Source organism: Gardnerella sialicivorans subsp. sialicivorans (genome assembly GCF_056746795.1).
Genome location: NZ_JBWPXA010000007.1, coordinates 1 through 18,585 on the forward strand (window position 1 = coordinate 1; position 18,585 = coordinate 18,585).

13 protein-coding genes are annotated in these 18,585 nt (G+C 38.7%); 8 read left to right on the top strand and 5 right to left on the bottom strand.

The genetic code is table 11. The annotated features are described in order from the left end of the window. The 3 genes from AC1EKB_RS05315 to AC1EKB_RS05325 all read right to left on the bottom strand — a co-directional run. A partial coding sequence (locus tag AC1EKB_RS05315; protein WP_481249029.1) for a leucine-rich repeat domain-containing protein occupies positions 1–723 on the bottom strand: 723 nt, incomplete at its 3' end. 437 nt (positions 724–1,160) lie between these two features. Then, positions 1,161–1,886 carry a response regulator gene (locus AC1EKB_RS05320; protein WP_481249030.1) on the bottom strand — a complete coding sequence of 242 codons (726 nt, stop codon included), beginning with the start codon at positions 1,884–1,886 and terminating at the stop codon, positions 1,161–1,163. Between the two features lie 18 nt (positions 1,887–1,904). Next, a complete protein-coding gene (locus AC1EKB_RS05325) occupies positions 1,905–4,439 on the bottom strand; it encodes a sensor histidine kinase (RefSeq protein WP_481249031.1) in 2,535 nt (844 codons plus the stop codon). A 129-nt stretch (positions 4,440–4,568) separates the two neighbouring features. Between AC1EKB_RS05325 and AC1EKB_RS05330 the strand changes: the two genes are divergently transcribed. The 4 genes from AC1EKB_RS05330 to AC1EKB_RS05345 all read left to right on the top strand — a co-directional run bounded on the left by AC1EKB_RS05330 (position 4,569) and on the right by AC1EKB_RS05345 (position 9,012). Continuing rightward, on the top strand, positions 4,569–5,948 hold the full coding sequence (locus AC1EKB_RS05330; RefSeq protein ID WP_481249032.1) for an alpha/beta fold hydrolase: 1,380 nt from the start codon (positions 4,569–4,571) through the stop codon (positions 5,946–5,948). A gap of 191 nt (positions 5,949–6,139) precedes the next feature. Beyond that, positions 6,140–6,943, top strand: a complete 804-nt coding sequence (gene proC, locus AC1EKB_RS05335) for a pyrroline-5-carboxylate reductase (RefSeq protein ID WP_481249033.1) — start codon at positions 6,140–6,142, stop codon at positions 6,941–6,943. 56 nt (positions 6,944–6,999) lie between these two features. Next, on the top strand, positions 7,000–8,088 hold the full coding sequence (gene ychF, locus AC1EKB_RS05340) for a redox-regulated ATPase YchF (protein WP_415680649.1): 1,089 nt from the start codon (positions 7,000–7,002) through the stop codon (positions 8,086–8,088). A gap of 99 nt (positions 8,089–8,187) precedes the next feature. Further along, a complete protein-coding gene (locus AC1EKB_RS05345; protein WP_481249034.1) occupies positions 8,188–9,012 on the top strand; it encodes a L,D-transpeptidase in 825 nt (274 codons plus the stop codon). Positions 9,013–9,127: 115 nt separating this feature from the next. On the opposite strand, the gene AC1EKB_RS05350 is transcribed toward AC1EKB_RS05345, so the two are convergent. Continuing rightward, positions 9,128–10,189, bottom strand: coding sequence for a YeiH family protein (locus tag AC1EKB_RS05350; RefSeq protein WP_481249035.1), 1,062 nt, complete (start codon positions 10,187–10,189; stop codon positions 9,128–9,130). Between the two features lie 239 nt (positions 10,190–10,428). Between AC1EKB_RS05350 and AC1EKB_RS05355 the strand changes: the two genes are divergently transcribed. From AC1EKB_RS05355 to AC1EKB_RS05365, 3 genes are all read left to right on the top strand, one after another. After that, a complete protein-coding gene (locus AC1EKB_RS05355) occupies positions 10,429–10,791 on the top strand; it encodes a DUF488 domain-containing protein (protein WP_481249036.1) in 363 nt (120 codons plus the stop codon). Between the two features lie 343 nt (positions 10,792–11,134). Further along, the gene (locus AC1EKB_RS05360) at positions 11,135–12,424 is read left to right on the top strand and encodes a uracil-xanthine permease family protein (protein ID WP_004117966.1); all 1,290 of its coding nucleotides are present in this window, start codon (positions 11,135–11,137) and stop codon (positions 12,422–12,424) included. Between the two features lie 130 nt (positions 12,425–12,554). Next, positions 12,555–16,166, top strand: coding sequence for a UPF0182 family membrane protein (locus AC1EKB_RS05365; RefSeq protein WP_481249037.1), 3,612 nt, complete (start codon positions 12,555–12,557; stop codon positions 16,164–16,166). 123 nt (positions 16,167–16,289) lie between these two features. Here AC1EKB_RS05365 and AC1EKB_RS05370 read toward each other — a convergent pair whose 3' ends face one another. Further along, positions 16,290–17,081 (bottom strand): ABC transporter permease, encoded by a 792-nt coding sequence (locus tag AC1EKB_RS05370; RefSeq protein WP_481249038.1) that lies wholly within the window; start codon positions 17,079–17,081, stop codon positions 16,290–16,292. Between the two features lie 298 nt (positions 17,082–17,379). On the opposite strand from AC1EKB_RS05370, the gene AC1EKB_RS05375 reads away from it, so the two are divergent. Beyond that, positions 17,380–18,432: an ABC transporter substrate-binding protein gene (locus AC1EKB_RS05375; RefSeq protein ID WP_481249039.1), complete on the top strand. Its 1,053-nt coding sequence runs from the start codon at positions 17,380–17,382 to the stop codon at positions 18,430–18,432. The last annotated feature ends 153 nt before the right edge of the window (positions 18,433–18,585 follow it).

The following is an 18,585-nucleotide window of genomic DNA, read 5'->3' on the forward strand; positions in this document are numbered from 1 at the left end:
GCTCGTCAAACCACGCAACGAACCCAAATCAGAAACCTCATTAACAGCGAAATCAAGGATTTCTAGGCTCGTCAAATCCTTCAACGTATCCAACTTAGAAACCTGATTACTATCAAAATGAAGTTCTTTTAGGCTCGTCAAATTCTTCAACGGACTTAAATCACGAACCTGATTATCATCAAAATGAAGTTCTTTTAGGTTCGTCAAACCACTCAACAGACTTAAATCACGAACCTTATTATCAGAGAACTGAAGTTCGTTTAGGCTCGTCAAATCCTTCAACGGACTCAAATCAGAAACATTATTATAATCAAGTCTAAGTATTGTTAGGTTCTTAAAGCATTCAAGCCCTGTCAAATCACTAATAGTATTACTCTCGTCCATACTATCAGTATTTTCGTTGTATAAGTCTGCCTGATGCAACTTCCCAGCATCAGCAATTGTAATATCTGTCGCATAATCAGAAATAATATGATCTTCTTTCATAGCAGCAAGCAGTTTCTTTTTTAAAACTGGATCTTTGAATGTAATAACTTGATTCTCGTCATAACCGGAACCGCTTCGATCTGCGTACATAGTAGTAGAAGGAGAAGGAGTAGTAGCATTGCTGCTCGCGTACGCTACCTCAGGCGTACTACCTGCAACAACACCCATTGAAGTTGCAATACCAACGCTAACAATAATCGGCAAAACCGAATTACGCTTCTTCTTACTACTCTCCATAATCAACCTCTAATCATCAATCTCTACAATTAGTAAAATCACTGTCAAAAAAAGTAGACTTTAATCTACAGACTTATGAGCAGAATTTCCACCCATTTTTTACTTATTATATTACATATTTCAGCAAAAGTCATCAAGTAAATTAAAGTCTACTTTTATTTACAAAATTTTTCGATATTTCTTACCCGCAGCCACGCATTAAACCTTTTAACAATAACCCTCGCTAATCTCTGCTACACAAAGTCTAAAGTACGTTAGTCTAATCAGCCTTTTACCTTAAGACAACACTTTCCACGTTATTAGTTGAATAGTAAAAGTCCAAACATGCAAAAGCTGTTGGATTTCTCGTATAACAATGTAAAACTTGCTATGATAGGAACTCTGATAATTCACCTCGCGTTCAACAAGAAAATCTTGTAAAACAAGTGTGTAAATGCTTACGGCTTAACTAAGCCATTTTCGTAAGCAAACACAACAGCTTGAACTCTGTCTCTTGCTTTGATTTTTCCCAAAATATGAGCAACATGCGTTTTAACTGTTGGCAAGCTAATAAACAGTTTATTAGCAATTTCTTGGTTAGACAGTCCGTGAGCAATTTCTACAAGAACTTCGCGCTCGCGATCTGTTAAATCATTTAAGCAAGAATCGTACGTGTTTGCGTTTTGCTCGTTTTTAGTCGCAATCTCTTCTTTTGCTTTTTCTTCATCGTTAGGCTTAGAGATCATTGACTCAATCAAACGCTTTGTAGCAGTCGGAGCAATAATTGCGTTTCCTTGATACACAGTTCGTATTGAATTAAGCAATGTTTCTGGCTCTGTATCTTTAAGCAAAAATCCTGATGCGCCCGTATGAATCGCAGCCATAACGTATTCGTCTAAATCAAAAGTTGTTAAAATAATAATGCGCGTATTGCTACTAGCATCTTCTTGCAAGATTTTGCGCGTAGCTTCCAAACCGTCCATTTTAGGCATGCGCACGTCCATCAAAATAACATCTGTATGTTCTTTTGACGCAACTTCTACAATCTCATTTCCATTTGAAGCTTGCGCAACAACTTGCATATCTTTTTGCGAGTTGATTACCATAGAAAATCCTGCGCGCACAAGCTCTTGATCGTCTGCGATTGCGACTCGAATTACTCCATTGTTTTCCATGTTTTCCATGTTTTCTATACTATCAATTTATTCGTGTTTGTTTGCAAGTCTGTGTTGAATTTGTTCATCAAGTGGGGCAGCAGGGCGAACCGCAAGCTTAGCTACATTTGCACTATTATTTGATGAATTAGCACTTGAACCCGTTTCTCGCAAAATTCCGAGTAGTTTTCGCATGTACCTAAGTGATGAGCGACCTTCATCTCCAATGTTCTTAAAAGCTTTACTAATTGCTTCAATTTGTTCTTGTTCTTGTTCTAGTTCTAGTTTTGTTGACTTTAGCTTTTCTGCATTGCTATTTGATTTTTCGTATTCATTTAGCATATCTATTCCACTATTTGCAGCATCAATTACTTTATGCAATGTAACTGCAACTTTTTGCTGAATATTTGCGCTAATACGCTGCCTTTCGGCATTTGCTGCAAGTACTTCTAGCTGTTTTTGCTCTTGCTCTAGTTCTGTTCTGCGCGCTTTTAGAATCAGCAAATTATTGTCATCATTTCTGCGGTAATAAGCAAATGCAATGGCAGCAAAACAAATTAATGCAACTATAAAACCAAAAATTAATCCTACGGATGCCATTTGCATAATGTCATAAAAATTAGTTGTGTACGCATTAGAAGTAAAAAATCGTATTGGAGTTTCATTTTGCGGAATATTTCTTGATGCAACACCAATTTTTACAGCAAAAATAGCAGATTCGGCGAGCACTACAGCACTAACCCACTGCCATGCGTGCTTTTTGCCATAGAGTACAGCAGCATAAACAATGGCTGGTATAAAGAAATTAGCGAATAAAATATTAGGTAAGCATATAAGTTGTATTGCAGAAAATGCTGCTGCAACAATTGCGCACGTAGTCGGAGCTTTTCTACGAAACATGAATGGCACCATGGTTGTAAGAGTAAATACTCTATAAAGTATTTGTACTAAAAGTGAGCTGGAATATTGTGAATGCATTCCATTTCCAACAAGAAAATCGCAAGTTGGCAGAAAAAGCATCATAACAACCCAAGGTGACGCATAAATAATGTCTCCAATAAGCCAATGTTTTTCAAACCATTGTGATACTTTCTCAATCCTATTTCGTGAAGTATTTGCTCCTTGCAACACTTCTGATGATGTTTGATTGCTTGCATTTTCAGGTTTTTCTTGCGCTGCTGATTGATTATTAACTTTTGCATTCTTATAAGTAACGTTAGAAATACTATTTAATAAAGAAGCAGTAGTGTTTGATTGATCCGTGTTGTAAGAATATGGAATAAAAGCAACAACACTAAATGTTCCATCGTTTTGTATTCCATAATCAAGCGTTCCGTGAAGATTTTCAATGCGCTCTTTCATGCCAATTAAGCCATAGCCGTTTTTATGTGGCGCATTGCTATTTTGTGCTTGATTAGCTTCAATCTTGTGTACTTCGTTTGTGATTTTTAGTGTTAAGCCTTTTTCATTCCACTGTTCGTGAATGTTTATTTTAATGCCGTTTCCTGCGTGCTTTCGAATATTAGTAAGAGATTCTTGAACAACGCGGTATGCAACGGTTTGTGCATCTTTGTTGAGTTTATTAGAAGAATTTATGCCATCAACAGTGTGCCAAAAAATGTTATTAGGAGATGCAATTTTTGCTTGCTCAATAAGCGAAGGTATGTGATTAAAATCCAATTGAGCGGATGGAGCGTCTGTTAAAGCTTCTAGCAGTCGACGCATGTCGTGAACGGCGCGCTCTGCTTCGTTTTTAATAATATGCATTGTTTTTTTAGCAAGCGAAATATCTTTGGTTGCTGCATAACGACCACCATCTGCTTGAACAATAATAATAGAAAGCGTGTGAGCAACAATATCGTGCATATCCCTAGCGATTCTTGCACGCTCTGCAGTAATAGCAATATGCTGAGCTTTCTTTCGGTACGCGCGAATAGCGTTATTGTTCTCTTGTAAAAGTTGAATAGTGTGTACGTGAGTGCGCTGCCAGTAGCCAATAATAACCGTAATTGTAGTAATAATAATCGCAAAAATTATATTAGGAATTGCAAAATCAAGTATAATTGAAACGCAGTTTTTAATGTTACTACTATTTATATTTTTTACGCTACAAGAATAACTAGCTTTTAAATGATTGATGCCATATATTGGCCCCATTACAATATTCCACGATATTACTGCGCAAGATAATACGGTTGTTACGTAAGATGCAATAACAAAAGCTTTTGAATGCTCTGGATTTCCGCGTGCAATAGCATTAACAAGTAGCACAAAACCAAAGAAATCAGCAAAAAGTTGGGCTGGACCAAATATTACTTGCACAATGCAAATAACAATAAAAATAACAGCTGTGTGTTCGGGCCATATTCTTCGTACTGAAAGTAATGATGCAACAACAATATTTATAAGCAAGGTTGTAATTAGCGAACTTTGCGTCAAGAATCCGTCAACATTGCTTATAGTATAACGATTGCTTGAAAGCATAAAAAGAATAAGCGGAATAATGCCCCACAATATATCGTTTAGCGTAAGCTCAGTGCGTAAGCGTTGTATAGCTTTGTTAAACGTGTGAGATATTTTCATAACTACTAGGCTAGTACACGGCACTTTATAGAACAATCGAACTTTAGTATGATTTATATAAGAGTGTGTATTTTTGTATGTGATTTGTTATTGCAACGTTGCATGCGAGTGCAGAAAGGAATGTTTACAATGGCACTGCTAGCAAAGTATTACGTACCAGGATTGTATGTAGAAGAGCGCGCAATCGATGTTCCTTTAGATTGGGAGCAAAACACTCCAGGCGATTCTATTAAAGGGGAGACGATTCGCCTATTTTGCAGAGTTATTTGCTCTCCAGAACATGTGCATGACGATTTGCCTTTGCTTGTATTTTTGCAAGGAGGTCCAGGCGGCCAGTGCCCTCGTCCGCTTTCGCCGTCTAGCGATGGTTGGATTCAAGAGGCAATTAAGCATTTTCGTGTTGTTCTTCCAGACCAGCGTGGTGTTGGGCGCTCTTCTAGGGTAGATGCTTCTACGATTAAGCGTATGGCAGACGACGGCGTGAGTGTAGAGCGGCAAGCATGGTACTTAAAGCGATTCTTAGCAGATTCCATTATTCGCGATTTTGAGCATTTGCGCTTAACTGAGTTTAACGCAAAGCCGTGGGTTTCTTTGGGTCAAAGTTATGGTGGATTCTTAACGCTTACGTATTTGTCTCTTTTCCCGCAGGGCTTACTTGCAAGCTTTACAACTGGCGGTATTCCTCATGTTCCTGCTAGTGCGCGTGAAGTTTACGAGCACACGTTCCCGCGTATGGCTAGAAAAACTGAGCAATTCTATGAGCGTTATCCGCAAGATGTTGCGCGCGCTGCAGCTATTGCAGATAGGATTTCTCAAGGAGACGTTTTCTTACCTAATGGCGAAAAGCTAACGGTTGAGCGATTCCAGACTCTTGGTTCGTCTTTTGGCATGAAGCCAAGCTTTGAAAGAGTTCATTGGCTGATTGACTCTGCTTTTTCGGATGGAGATGGCTCTCTTAAAGCGTTTAAGCATGGTGGCGGAACGGCAGATGGCTATTTAAGCGACGAGTTTCTTTATGGTGTTATGGACGCAACGTCTTCTAGTCCGCTATATTGGCCATTACAAGAGTTCATTTATGCAGATGGTGAATTAGATCATCCGATTCGTTGGGCAGCTCAGCAAGTTCGAGAAACAATGCCAGAGTTTGCTGGTAGCGCGCGTCCACTTTTGTTTACTGGAGAAGCTGTGTTCCCGTGGATGTTTGATCAGCAAAAAGCTTTGCAGCCGTTCTTGCCAGCAGTTGATTGCATGATGAACGATATGCAATTTGGCAAGATTTACGACTTAGATCAGCTTGCAAATAACGAAGTGCCTTTGCAAGCAGCGGTTTACTTCGACGACTTGTATGTTGATTCTGGTCTTCAGCTAGACACTTTGTCTCATATTTCTAACTCTCATTATTGGACAACTAACGAGTTTGAGCACGATGGTGTTCATGGCGACTTTGTGTTCCGTCATTTGTTGGAAGAAGCAAGGAATCGTGGAGATTTAGAGTCTATATATAAGTGATATAAGTAATCTAAGTTATATAAGTGATAAGTAACTTTTGATTAAAGTACCTAACAAATGATTAGATATACAAGTTATATATACAAATGATTAGATATACAAGTTATATATACAAATGATTAGATGCTTAATAAAAAGTTAGTGTTTATTTAGTGTTTGTTTTAGTGTTTAGATATTAAGGGGATTGGTTAATGAGTTCTAACTCAATTGGAACCGTTGGATTTATTGGCTTTGGAAACATGGCTCAAGCGATTGCGCAAGGCTTGATTCGCGCTAATGTTTTGCAAGGCAAAGATATGGTTGCAAGCGCGGCACACTTTGAAAAACTTGTTAATAATGCAAGCAAATTTGGAGTAAAAGCGTTAAAAAGCGTGCAGGAAGTTTGCGATTCTAGCAATGTTTTAATTTTGGCTGTAAAACCAAATCAGATTGAAGAAGTTTTGCATCCTATTGCAAAAACTATTGTGGATAGAAAAATAGCAATTATTTCCGTTGCAGCAGGCTGGACTCTTAAGCGTTACCAGAATCTACTTGGAAAAGATGCTAATGTGCAATGCATTATTCCAAACACGCCAATCGCAGTTTGCCAAGGAGTCACTTTAGCAGAAAATGAAAATACGCTAACAGATAGTCAACTAGAATCTTTTAACGCGATTTTTGAGCCTATATCTTTAGTTGAACGAGTAGATAGCGAGCACATGAATATTGCAATGTGTATTTCTAGCTGCGCTCCAGCTTTTACAGCTATGTACATGGAAGCTTTAGCAGATGCTGGCGTAAAGTATGGTCTAAAGCGAGATTGCGCATATCGTTTGGCTGCAAAGATGATTGAAGGAGTAGGCGCGTTGTATATGGATACGCGTGTTCACCCAGGTGCTATGAAAGACGCAGTATGTTCTCCTGGTGGCACTACGATTCGAGGTGTTGCAAAGCTAGAATCATGTGGTTTTAGGGGAGATGTTATTAGCGCGGTTGACGCAATTCAACAAAAATAAAACAGTACGAGTATAGTAGTGTAGTCACTTCCGCTAGCTGGTCTAAAGTAGGTAATATGTCTTTAACAATTGGAATCGTAGGTTTGCCTAACGTTGGTAAATCAACTATGTTTAATGCGCTAACACGAAACAACGTTTTAGCGGAAAATTATCCGTTTGCAACAATCGAGCCAAATACTGGTATTGTTCCTTTGCCAGACAAACGTTTGCCTGTTTTAGCAAAGCTTGTTAAAACCGAGAAAATCGTTCCAGCAACCGTTACATTTGTTGATATTGCAGGAATCGTTAAGGGTGCAAGCGAAGGCGAAGGCTTGGGAAACAAGTTCCTTGCTAATATTCGTGAAGCAGATGCTATTTGCGAAGTTGTTCGCGCGTTTAACGATGATGACATTGTGCACGTTAATGGCAAGGTAGATCCTGCAGATGATATTGACACAATCAACACGGAGCTTATTCTTGCGGATTTGCAAACAATCGAGAATGCTTTGCCAAAGTTAGAAAAAGATTTACGCGGCAAAAAAGTTACTCAAGAATACGTAAATGCTGTAAATAAAGCTAAGGAGATTCTTGAATCTGGTAAGACGATTGATCAGGCTCATAATGAGAAGTTGATTAATAAAGACGACGTTTACGATTTGCACTTGCTTACTGCTAAGCCTTTTATTTACGTGTTTAACGTTGACGATTCAGAGCTTTCGGATGACTCTTTGAAGTCTAAGCTAGCAGAGTCTGTAGCTCCTGCAAAGGCGATTTTTCTTAACGCGCAATTTGAGTCGGAGCTTACTGAGCTTGATGAGGCGGATGCTAGAGAAATGCTTGCAGATGCAGGCTTGCAAGAATCTGGATTGGATCAGCTTGCACGCGTTGGTTTTGACATTCTAGGGCTTCAAACCTATTTGACGGCTGGCGTTAAAGAAGTTCACGCATGGCAGATTCATAAAGGTTGGACAGCTCCTCAAGCTGCAGGCGTTATTCACACTGATTTTGAGCGTGGCTTTATTAAAGCAGAAGTTGTTTCTTACAATGATTTTGTTGAGGCTCAAGGCTCCATGGCAAAAATCAAAGAAGAAGGAAAGCTTCGTCTGGAAGGCCGCGATTACGTTATGCAAGACGGAGATATTGTTGAATTTAAGTTTAATGTGTGATTAGTTAAACAATAATCATATTAATGTGTAACGGCGCTGCTTAGGCACTATAGTATAGTATCGAAGTAGCGCCTTTATTTTGTTTATTATGGAGATTTTATGAAAATATTTTATGCTTTCAAAAGCGTTCTAAAGTCGCTTATTGCGCGATTAGTGAAATATGTTATTAGCTTAAAATCTCCAAAAAATCGCAAAATTTTCTACAAGCGCGTTATTGCTTTTCTAATTGTTTTGGTCTTCTTTAGTTTTGTTGGATTCCAAGTATCGCATGTTGTTCAAGAAGCTAATAAGCGTATTTTAGTAAATCTAAAAGCGCAATATTTTAAGTCAAACAAGCTTGATTCCGCTTTAAGTAATGTAAAAAGTAAAAAAGGCGATAATTTTGACGCAAAGTCGAAAGCAAAAAAGACGCCATTAGAGCGTAAGTCCAAAGATAAGTCCAAAGATAGTTCTAATGCGCAAAATCAAAATGCGAATGCAATTGATTTTTCTAACTTATGGAAAATATCCACAGGCGGTCAATATCCAAATCTTTTTGGGATAGATGCAAATCATTTGCAAATAAATGTAGACCTTAAAAAACAACGTGTTTATATTTATGCGAATAATAATCTTGTTTATACAATGATTGTTAGCTCTGGAATGAATAACTCCACACCTAAGGGCGATTTTAGAATAGGACGTAGGGGATACCACTTTTACAATAGAATCGAAGGAATGGGTGGAGACTATTGGGTTGGTTTTATAGGAGCAAAGTATTTGTTCCACTCTGTTCCAACTCGTACTAATTTTGGCGATTATATTGTAGAAGAAGCGCAAAAACTTGGGTCTCCTGCATCGCACGGATGTGTGCGATTAAGTGTTCCAGATGCTAATTGGTTTTATACGAATATTCCAGACGGAACAGCAGTGCATATAGAATAATCTGTTTTGGAGTTATCTAGAAGCATTTGTGTAAGCAATAGATATAAAAAATCAGGAGATTTCAAAATGGAATCCCCTGATTTTTGTTTGTGTTTGTTTTATCTTCTCTTGTTTATTAGAAGAACAAAATACTTGCACCACAAGCTAACGCAACTAAAACAATAGAAGCTAAGAAGCTTGCTAAGAATGCTGCTTTTCCTTGCTTGAATATAACTCTAAAGTTTACGTTGATTCCAAGAGCAGCCATTGCCATTCCAAGGAAAACGTATCCTGCGTCAACAAGTAGGGATGCGTAAGATGAAACAAAAGGCACATAGGTACCAATAACGGATGCTGCAATAAATCCGAGCATAAACCATGGGAAGTTGATTTTGCGCTTTCCATTATCTTCCACTTGGCTGTGACGAGCGTTCCACCAAATTGCAATAAAGATTGATGTAGGAACAAGCATAAGAACTCGTGTAAGCTTCATGATTGTTGCAACGTCAATGCTTCCAAAAGCTCCGCCTGCTGCAACGGCGTGTGCGATTTCGTGAAGGGACGCTCCAGCAGCAATTCCGAGTTGCTGCTTAGTCATTCCAAAATGAGGAAGAATAAAGATTTCGGCTAAAGCATAGATTGTGCCCATGATTGCAACTGTTGCAACAGCCATAACTTCGTTTTGTTCTTTTTCGTCCTCTTCTTGTGGAAGTACTGGCATAGATCCCGAAAGACCCATAACTGCTGCAGCTCCGCAAATGCTTGTGCCTCCTGCAGTTAGCATTGCAAGTTGAGGGCTAACTTTAAGAAGTTTTGCAATGTTATAAGTAACGCAAACCATAACAGCAACGAGTACAGCTGCGATTGGCAAGCATTTTAAACCTTGAGTAAATAGAACGTGCAAATTTAGCTTAAAGCCTAGCAAAATAATGCCTAGTCTAAGTAGCTTATTTGCGATTAAGCCAGCAGATGTTTTAACGCCTGCTCGTCTAGAATCATTGTTCAACTTGTATACGTGCAAAGGCAGCTGCAGAGCCATGCCAATAAGCAACGCAATAATAAGAGCTCCCAAAAGGCTTAGGACTGGGAATTGCTTGAGCCAGCTGCCAATTAAGGAAGCTAAAAGTGTAAGCACAGCTATAAGAGCCATGTTTGTTGTGCAGATTTTCTTTTTCCATGTATCAAAGAAATTAACCATTTAGCCAATTATTCTCCCATAATCGGACAAAAATGAACAAAAAATCAAAAATATTTACACATTTTCTAGCATTTTGTTGTAATGGCAAGCGACACGCCTATATAAAAATCACATAATAAAACATATTCGATAAAAAACTATCGTAGTTTTGTATTAGTTCCATTTAGATTGCGCTTAATTAAATCTTGTTGAAAAAAATCATAATTGTGTAATCATTGTATGTAGTTAAAGAGGTAATTATGTGCAATATTCAAATTAAACGCATTTATGAATCATTTGATGAACATGATGGCTTGCGAGTATTAGTAGATAGATTGTGGCCTAGAGGCATAAGTAAAGAAAAAGCAAATCTTGATTTGTGGTGTAAAGATATTGCTCCATCAAGTGATTTGCGAAAATGGTTTAGCCATAAGCCTGAGCGCTTTAACGAATTTTCTAATCGTTATGTTGAAGAGCTAGACGAGAATAAAGATTGTGTAAACCAAATAGTAGATATATGTAGAAAAAATAAAAAAGTAACATTTTTATATGGAGCAAAAGATCCGCGTATAAATCATGCAATTGTGTTAAAAGATTACATTCAAAATGTTTTGCAAAATTAAGATTGTAATAAGCGAATCTAATACATAAGCAAAAGTTTATGTTTATAAACTTTTATGAGTAATAATTAGTGGTGTTTGATGCGTTTTCGACACACCGATTTTCCTTGATATTTCAACAAAACAAATTTATAAATTTATTATTTTTCAAATTGTCTCGACACTTTGTGATTAGTACATTAGAATGACCACTTGGCTAGGGGGCGGCGGTTGGTATAGCCTCTGCAAAATCTGCCAAACCTGCGCACAAGTAGTGCTTGTTTTTTTTTTAAGCTGGCGCTTGTTTTGGTGGTTGTTTTTCAATCACAAACGTATATATAAACTTGTTTTATGCAAGGAGAAAACGATGAAATCGTTGTTTACATGGCAGCTTCATGGAGACGGAAAAACTTTGAAGCCAGGAGAAGTAGTAGAGCCAGATGAGCGTTTAACGTGGACTCGTACTGCTGGTATTGGCGCTCAGCATGTTATTGCTATGTTTGGCGCAACATTCTTAGTGCCAATTCTTACAGGCTTTGATCCGTCTACTACTTTAATGTTCACGGCTCTTTCCACGGCACTGTTCTTACTTATTAACGCAAATAAGCTTCCTAGTTATTTAGGAAGCTCTTTTGGTCTTATAGCACCTGTTATGGCTGTAACTGCTGCGCATAAGGGCATTGCTGTAGCAAGCTTTGGCATTATGTGCACTGGTTTGCTTCTTGCGCTAATCGGTGTGCTTGTGCATTTTGCAGGAGCAAAGTGGATTGACATTATTATGCCTCCTGTTGTTAACGGTGCAATTGTTGCAATCATTGGCTTTAACTTGGGACCAGCTGTTTGGGGCAACTTCCAAAAGGCTCCAGACACTGCTTTGGTAACTTTGGTTGCAGTTATGCTTATTGCAGTGATTTTCCGCGGTCTTCTTGGGCGATTGAACATCTTGCTTGGTGTTCTTGTTGGCTACGCGTATGCATGCTTCCAGGGTCAAGTTGACTTTAGCAAGATTGAGCAAGCAGCTTGGATTGGCTTCCCTAAGTTCCACACTCCGCAAGTTGACTTCTCTGTTTTGCTTATGTTCTTGCCAGTTGTGCTCGTTCTTATTGCAGAAAACGTTGGTCACGTTAAGTCTGTAGCTCAAATGACTGGCCGCGACTACGATTCCAAGATTGGTACAGCTTTGTTTGCAGACGGCTTAGGCACTGCAATTGCTGGTTGCTTTGGTGGTTGCGGTACTACAACTTATGGCGAAAACATTGGCGTTATGGCTGCAACAAAAGTGTATTCTACTGCCGCTTATTGGTGCGCTGCATTCTTTGCATTCGTATTAAGCCTTTGCCCAAAGTTTGGTGCAATTGTAAACTCCATTCCAGCAGGCGTTTTGGGCGGTGTAACCACTTTGCTTTACGGCATGATTGGCATGATTGGCGTGCGCATTTGGGTAGAGAACAAAGTGAACTTCGATAAGCCAGTTAACATTATGATTGCTGCAATCGTTATGATTATTGGCATTGCTAACTTCCAATTTGCTGTTTCTGGAATTCAGTTCAACGGTATTGCAATCGGCACTGTTGTGGTGTTGGTTGTGTACCACATTATGAAAGCAATTGGAAAGCTCACTGGAACAATCGCTAAAGACGATCCAGATGTTGCTTAGCTTAAATGCTTACATGATTTAATTTAATCAAATCAGGCGCGTTCGCTACTTTTGCGAGCGCGCTTTTTGTAATTACTTTTGACTACACAAAATGTAGATTGTAAATAATCAATATAGTAATATTAACTTTATGTTGAAAGTCATCATAGAAATAATCATTGGCGTTGCATGGGCTGCTTTTGGCGCGTATATGGCTAAAAAACCTAAAAACACTAAAGTGCATAAGCGTTCCGATTATTCAAGCGATGGAAAGAAAAAGAGCAATCAAAATAATGATTCTGCCTATACTTCTGCCGATACTTCTACGGATGATTCCAGCAATCAAGATGTAGTTATAGAAAGCATTGATGAAGATAATAACAGTGATGATGTTGTTTCTAAAGTTGTTTCTAAAGATGTTGCTAAAGATGAGTCTAATAGTGAAAACAAAGATAAGAATTTTTCAAAGTTTGCAAAAAAAATAAAAGATTTGGCAGACTATTATACTGACGATGATGGCATTGGTGACATCTTTAGTGATCTATTAGAAGCTAAGAAAAAACTAGAAAACGAAGGTGATTCGCCAAAAAATAGCGATACTAGCGAAGATAGCGAAAATAGTGAAAATCGCGAAAGCAATACTAGCAATATTAGCGATAATAGTGAAAGCAATAAAAGCGATAATAAAAGCTCAAATAGTAAGGAGAATAATCGCTATATGAGAATAGATTTTGATGTAAATAAGTTTGTTGGAAAATCAAGAAAATGGCGTTGGATTATTGTTGCAATAGTAGTCGCAATAGCGTTTATATGCTCAATTATTTTTGGTTTTTCTACTTTTATTACAGATTGCATGTGGTATGCGCAACTTGGATTCGAGAGCGTAATTTGGATTCAACTAGCCGCTAAAATCGGCGTTTGGGCTTTGTACGCTCTGCTTATGGCTGCATTTGGGTATTTATCTGCATATATTGCGATTAAAAAACGCCCTGGAAGCGAAGATGGCGTATATGTTAAAGAAAAAGGCAATATTTTAGACACTAAAAAGGGAATAAGCTCTAAGCTTGCAATGCATGTTGCAGGAGTTGTGTCTTTGATTGTAGGCGCTGTGTTTGGAATGCAATTCTACAATCATTGGGTGCAAATTTTGCTTATGTTTAACTACCAATCGTTTGGTATTAAAGATCCGCAATTTGGATTTGATAACGGTTTTTATGTGTTTGCTTTGCCAGGCTTGCGACTTTTTACAAGAGCGTTTATTGTTCTTCTTGCTGTTTCTTTGCTATTTAGCGTTATAACAAACGCTTTGATGGGAGCTGTAAGAATTACGCTTCCTGTAGGCGGCAAAGGCATTTTTAACATAACTAAAAGCGCAAGGCGTCAAATTTCTGCATGGTTTATGCTAGTTGTTATTTTCTGGTCCGTTTTGCAAATATTAGATGTGTTTGCGATTGTAAATTTGGATGGTTCTAAGATTACTGGCGGATCTTACACAGATATGAATGCTGGTGTTCCTTCCAGCATTGCAATGGCTGTAATAACACTAATTGTTGGAATTGTTATAACAGCGTGGTTGCTAAAATCTCATGCTCTTAATGGGAATGTAAAAATCGGCACGCGTTTTGTTGTAGCTGTTAAAGCTTGGCGCACGCCTGCTATAGCTGTTGCATCTTTAGTTGTATGCGCTATGGTGTTGTCTTTCGCTTGGCCTGCTCTTTTGCAACGTTTTAAGGTAGCGCCGAATGCTCAAGAATTAGAAGCCACTTATATTCAGCGAAATATTGATGCAACTAAGTTTGCGTATGGCTTAAATAATGTTAAAAAAGAATCGTATAACGCTACTTCGGAAGGAAAGTCGGGAGCGCTTGCAAAAGAAGCGGAGTCTACTGCACAAATCAGGCTTTTAGACCCTCAAGTCACTTCTCCAACATTCCGCCAATTGCAGCAATCTAAGCAATACTATACTTTTGCAGATACTCTTTCTGTAGATAAGTACGACATTGATGGCGTGAGCCAAGACACGGTTATTGCTGCAAGAGAGCTTGATTTAGCTGGAAACGATAATCGAAATTGGGTTAATGACCACACAGTTTATACACACGGATATGGCGTTGTTGCAGCTTACGGAAATAAGGTTACTTCAGACGGTCAGCCGCAATTTATGGAGTATGGAATTCCAACTCAAGGAAAGCTTACAAAGTTAAAGAAGTATGAGCCGCGTATCTACTTCTCGCCAAATGCTCCAAAGTATTCGATTGTTGGTTCTCCAAAAGGCTCTGCTCCTTGGGAATTTGATTATCCAACTGGTTCAAATGGCGCTTTAACAACGTTTAAGGGGAATGGTGGACCAAGTGTAGGAAACTTCTTCTCTAAGTTGTTACACGCTATTCGTTTTGAGTCAGATCAAATCTTATTCTCGGATAGAGTCACTTCTAATTCGCAAATCTTGTATGATCGCGACCCTAAGACTCGTGTTTCTAAAGTCGCTCCGTACTTGACTTTGGATGGGCGCGTTTATCCAGCGGTTGTTGATGGACGAGTTAAGTGGATTGTTGACGGATACACAACGTCCGACTCCTATCCATATTCGCAAATGACTGATTTTGGGCAGGTGACTCAAGATTCTACAACAACAACATCTCGTTCGATTAAAGGCTTAACTAATCAGCGAGCAAACTATATTCGCAATTCAGTTAAAGCTACTGTTGATGCGTACGATGGTTCTGTTGACTTGTATGTGTGGGATAAAAATGACCCTGTGATTAAAGCTTGGAGATCAATATTCCCAGGGCATTATCACGATATTTCTAAGATTTCTGGCGATTTGATGAGTCATATTAGATACCCAGAAAGCTTATTCAAAGTGCAAAGACATTTGCTTGCAAAGTATCATGTTGATAGTGCAAGCCAGTTCTTCTCGGGAGAAGACTTCTGGCAGACTCCAGTAGATCCTACAGAATCTCAAAGTCTTCAGCGAGAAGATATTTTGCAACCTCCATACTATTTGACTTTGCAAACTAGAGGAGCAAACAAGCCAGTGTTCTCGCTTGTTTCTACATACATTCCTGCTGGAAGATCTACTCGAGAAATCCTAACTGGATTCTTATCGGTAAATTCCGATGCTGGAAGTGTTGCTGGAAAAGTAAGCGAAAATTATGGCAAACTAAGACTTCAAGAGTTGCCTAAGGTTTCCAATGTTCCAGGCCCTGGTCAAGCTCAAAACAACTTTAACGCTAATGCAAATGTTTCTAAAGAGTTGAATTTGCTTGAATCTGGATCAACTAAAGTTAAGCGTGGAAACTTGCTTACATTGCCACTTGGTGGAGGATTGGTTTACGTAGAGCCTGTTTACGTACAATCTAGCGGATCTACTAGCTACCCATTGCTTAAGAAAGTATTGGTTGCGTTTGGAGATCAAGTTGGATTTGCGGATACTTTGGATGAAGCATTAAACCAAGTGTTTGGAGGAAACTCTGGCGCAAACGCTGGCGATGCTTCCAATAATTCTGGCGTAAACAATATTGCTTCTAATCCTAAGCAAAAAGATTCGACTAAGAATAGCGAAAATGGCAATAAAAATGCTAATGCTAAGGCAGGCGCTGATTTTAGTGCAAAAGCAAAAATGGATCTTAAGCGAGCAGCTCAAGCGCTAAAGGATTCGGATGCTGCAATGAAATCTGGAGATTGGCAAGCGTATGGCAAAGCTCAAAAAGAGCTAAGCGATGCGATTAGCGATGCTATTAAAGAAGACTCTGGAAAGTAAAAGCAAAAGTCAAATCTTTCGAGTAAAAGCAGCGCAAAAGCAGCTTTAGATTAATAAAAAATAATGCCGAACATAGTCTTAGATTATGCTCGGCATTATTTTATGTGTTGGCTTTATGCGTTTTTACATTTGATTATCTGGGTCTTCATCGTCTTCTACAGGACCTATTAGGAGTTTTTCTATTGCATTAATCAAAAGCATAAGAGCACTAGTAAGTGCGATTATTACAATAGTCGCAGAAAAAATAAGAGGAGTTCTAAAAGAGTTATAAGCAAATTGAAGCCAAATTCCTAATCCGTTTCTAGCTCCTAAATATTCTGCTGTAGCAGCAGTTCCTAAAACATATGCTGCACTAATTTTAATGCCGCCAAAAATCTGCCTTGCAGCTACGCGCAACTTAACATGCCACAAAGTCCAAGTAGTGCTAGCTCCGCAAGTCAGAGCAACGTCTGTGTAAAAACTAGGAACTGCATCTAATCCTCGAACAGTTTGAACAGCAATAGGAAACATGCTAAAAATCATGACTATTACTACTTTTCCAGAAATCTCAAATCCAAACCAAATCAAAAAAATTGGTGCAATAGAAATAAGTGGCATTGTTTGAGCAGCGCATAAAAGTGGGAATAGTGCGGATTTTATAAGCTTAGAAATGTGAAAAAATACGCCCAGAAGAATTCCGCATATTATTGCAAGAGCAAATCCAATAACTGTTTCTTGAGTTGTAACAAGTGCTGCAGGAAGCAATGTTGGTAAAGCGTCTATTGTGCTTTGAGCAATAGCGATTGGAGTTGGAATCAAATTTTGAGATATTCCAGAATATTGACAAGCAAATTGCCATATAAGCAAGATAATTACTACAGATATTAAAGTTGGCAGATATGTTAAAAGCGTATGCTTTGAACGCGATTGCGTCATAAGTTTTCAATTCCTTTCTTAAAACAGAAAAGTAGCGAATGCTGCCCCAAACGCTTAAACAAATAAGATTAATAAACACATTCTATTATTACCGCACAACTATAAGTCGTAAGTTTCTAGCATTTGTCGATTATTGCGTGCATAATCAAAATGTTTCGTGAGTCAATGTGTGGCAAACCGCAGCAATCTTATTGCTCGGGGGCATTGAACGGCGCGGGTTTGGACCTTTGATACCGTTTTCTGCCATACTCGTGTCACTTTCCCAGAAGAACGGTACTAGAACAAAAGTAGGGAACTCATGAATATGCGTGTTTTGAAGCGTACTCTTGCGTTTATTCTTTCCGCGTGCTGTGCATTTTCTTTATGCGCGTGCGGATCTAATGGTGCTAGCCAAAATGCAAATCTTAGAAAAGTGTCTTTTATGCTATTTTGGGCGCCAGATACAAATCACATTGGTATTTATGTTGCAAAAAATAAAGGCTGGTTTAAGGATGCTGGATTAGACGTTAATATTCTAGCTGTTGCTCAAACAGGATCCGAACATGCTGTAGATAGCGGTGCTGCTGATTTTGCACTTAGCACATTAACAAACATTGCCGATTTTTCCACTAAGGGCGCGAATCTTGAGCAGGTTATGCAAGTGCAACAAAAGCCAAGCTCAATATGGTGTTCGCTAGCTAAGAACAATAAGATTCATTCTCCAAAAGACTTTGACGGTCGCACGTTTGCAACATTTGGATCTGCAGAAGGCGATGCTGTTATTCGTAGAATGATTCAACACGATGGTGGCGAAGGCAAATTCGATAAGGTTACTGTTGGAACTTCTACATTCCGCACTCTTGAATCGGGTAAAGCTGATTTTGGCGGATTCTATGGCACTTGGGAAGGTGTTCAATCCGAGATGTTTGGCCCTAAGCTTCGTTGTTTTAAGTCTGTAGATTATGGAGTTCCTGGTCAGCCAGATACGATTGGTGTTATTACTAATAAGCGAACAGTTAAACGCGATCCAAAGCTTGTTCGCGCATTTGTTAAAGCTGTAAAGCGTGGTTATGAATACGCATATGCGCATCCAGATGAAGCGTCAAACATTTTGGTTAAAGAAGCAAAAGACGCAAATCTTGATCCAAAATTTGTTAAGCGCAGCATGAAGATGATTGTTGACGGCGAATATTGGGGAAGTAAAGCAGATATTAAGAGCGGAAAGTTTGTTTTTGGAACAAGCGATGTTAAAGGCGCTCAAGACTACTTTAACTTCTTGAGTCAAGGAGGAGCTTACATGGATGCAAAAGGTAAGGTAACTCATAAAACTCCTCAAGCTAAAGAATTATCTACAGACGAATTCTTAAAGTAGTTTTTGCGAAAGTTTTTGCAAAAGAATTTGTTTTAAGAATTTTTAAGCAAATGACTGCCTTATTGCTAGAATAGTGCGCAGTATATAAGGGCGTATCGAGAATCTACGTTTTTACGTGTATTCAATCGGTACGCCCGTTTTGTTGTTGAGTTT

Excerpts from the sequence above, each read along its gene's own strand:
- AC1EKB_RS05320 (WP_481249030.1), bottom strand. The coding sequence starts at position 1,886 with ATGGAAAACATGGAAAACAATGGAGTAATTCGAGTCGCAATCGCAGAC.
- AC1EKB_RS05325 (WP_481249031.1), bottom strand. The coding sequence starts at position 4,439 with ATGAAAATATCTCACACGTTTAACAAAGCTATACAACGCTTACGCACT.
- AC1EKB_RS05330 (WP_481249032.1), top strand. The coding sequence starts at position 4,569 with ATGGCACTGCTAGCAAAGTATTACGTACCAGGATTGTATGTAGAAGAG.
- proC (WP_481249033.1), top strand. The coding sequence starts at position 6,140 with ATGAGTTCTAACTCAATTGGAACCGTTGGATTTATTGGCTTTGGAAAC.
- ychF (WP_415680649.1), top strand. The coding sequence starts at position 7,000 with ATGTCTTTAACAATTGGAATCGTAGGTTTGCCTAACGTTGGTAAATCA.
- AC1EKB_RS05345 (WP_481249034.1), top strand. The coding sequence starts at position 8,188 with ATGAAAATATTTTATGCTTTCAAAAGCGTTCTAAAGTCGCTTATTGCG.
- AC1EKB_RS05350 (WP_481249035.1), bottom strand. The coding sequence starts at position 10,189 with ATGGTTAATTTCTTTGATACATGGAAAAAGAAAATCTGCACAACAAAC.
- AC1EKB_RS05355 (WP_481249036.1), top strand. The coding sequence starts at position 10,429 with ATGTGCAATATTCAAATTAAACGCATTTATGAATCATTTGATGAACAT.
- AC1EKB_RS05360 (WP_004117966.1), top strand. The coding sequence starts at position 11,135 with ATGAAATCGTTGTTTACATGGCAGCTTCATGGAGACGGAAAAACTTTG.
- AC1EKB_RS05365 (WP_481249037.1), top strand. The coding sequence starts at position 12,555 with ATGTTGAAAGTCATCATAGAAATAATCATTGGCGTTGCATGGGCTGCT.
- AC1EKB_RS05370 (WP_481249038.1), bottom strand. The coding sequence starts at position 17,081 with ATGACGCAATCGCGTTCAAAGCATACGCTTTTAACATATCTGCCAACT.
- AC1EKB_RS05375 (WP_481249039.1), top strand. The coding sequence starts at position 17,380 with ATGAATATGCGTGTTTTGAAGCGTACTCTTGCGTTTATTCTTTCCGCG.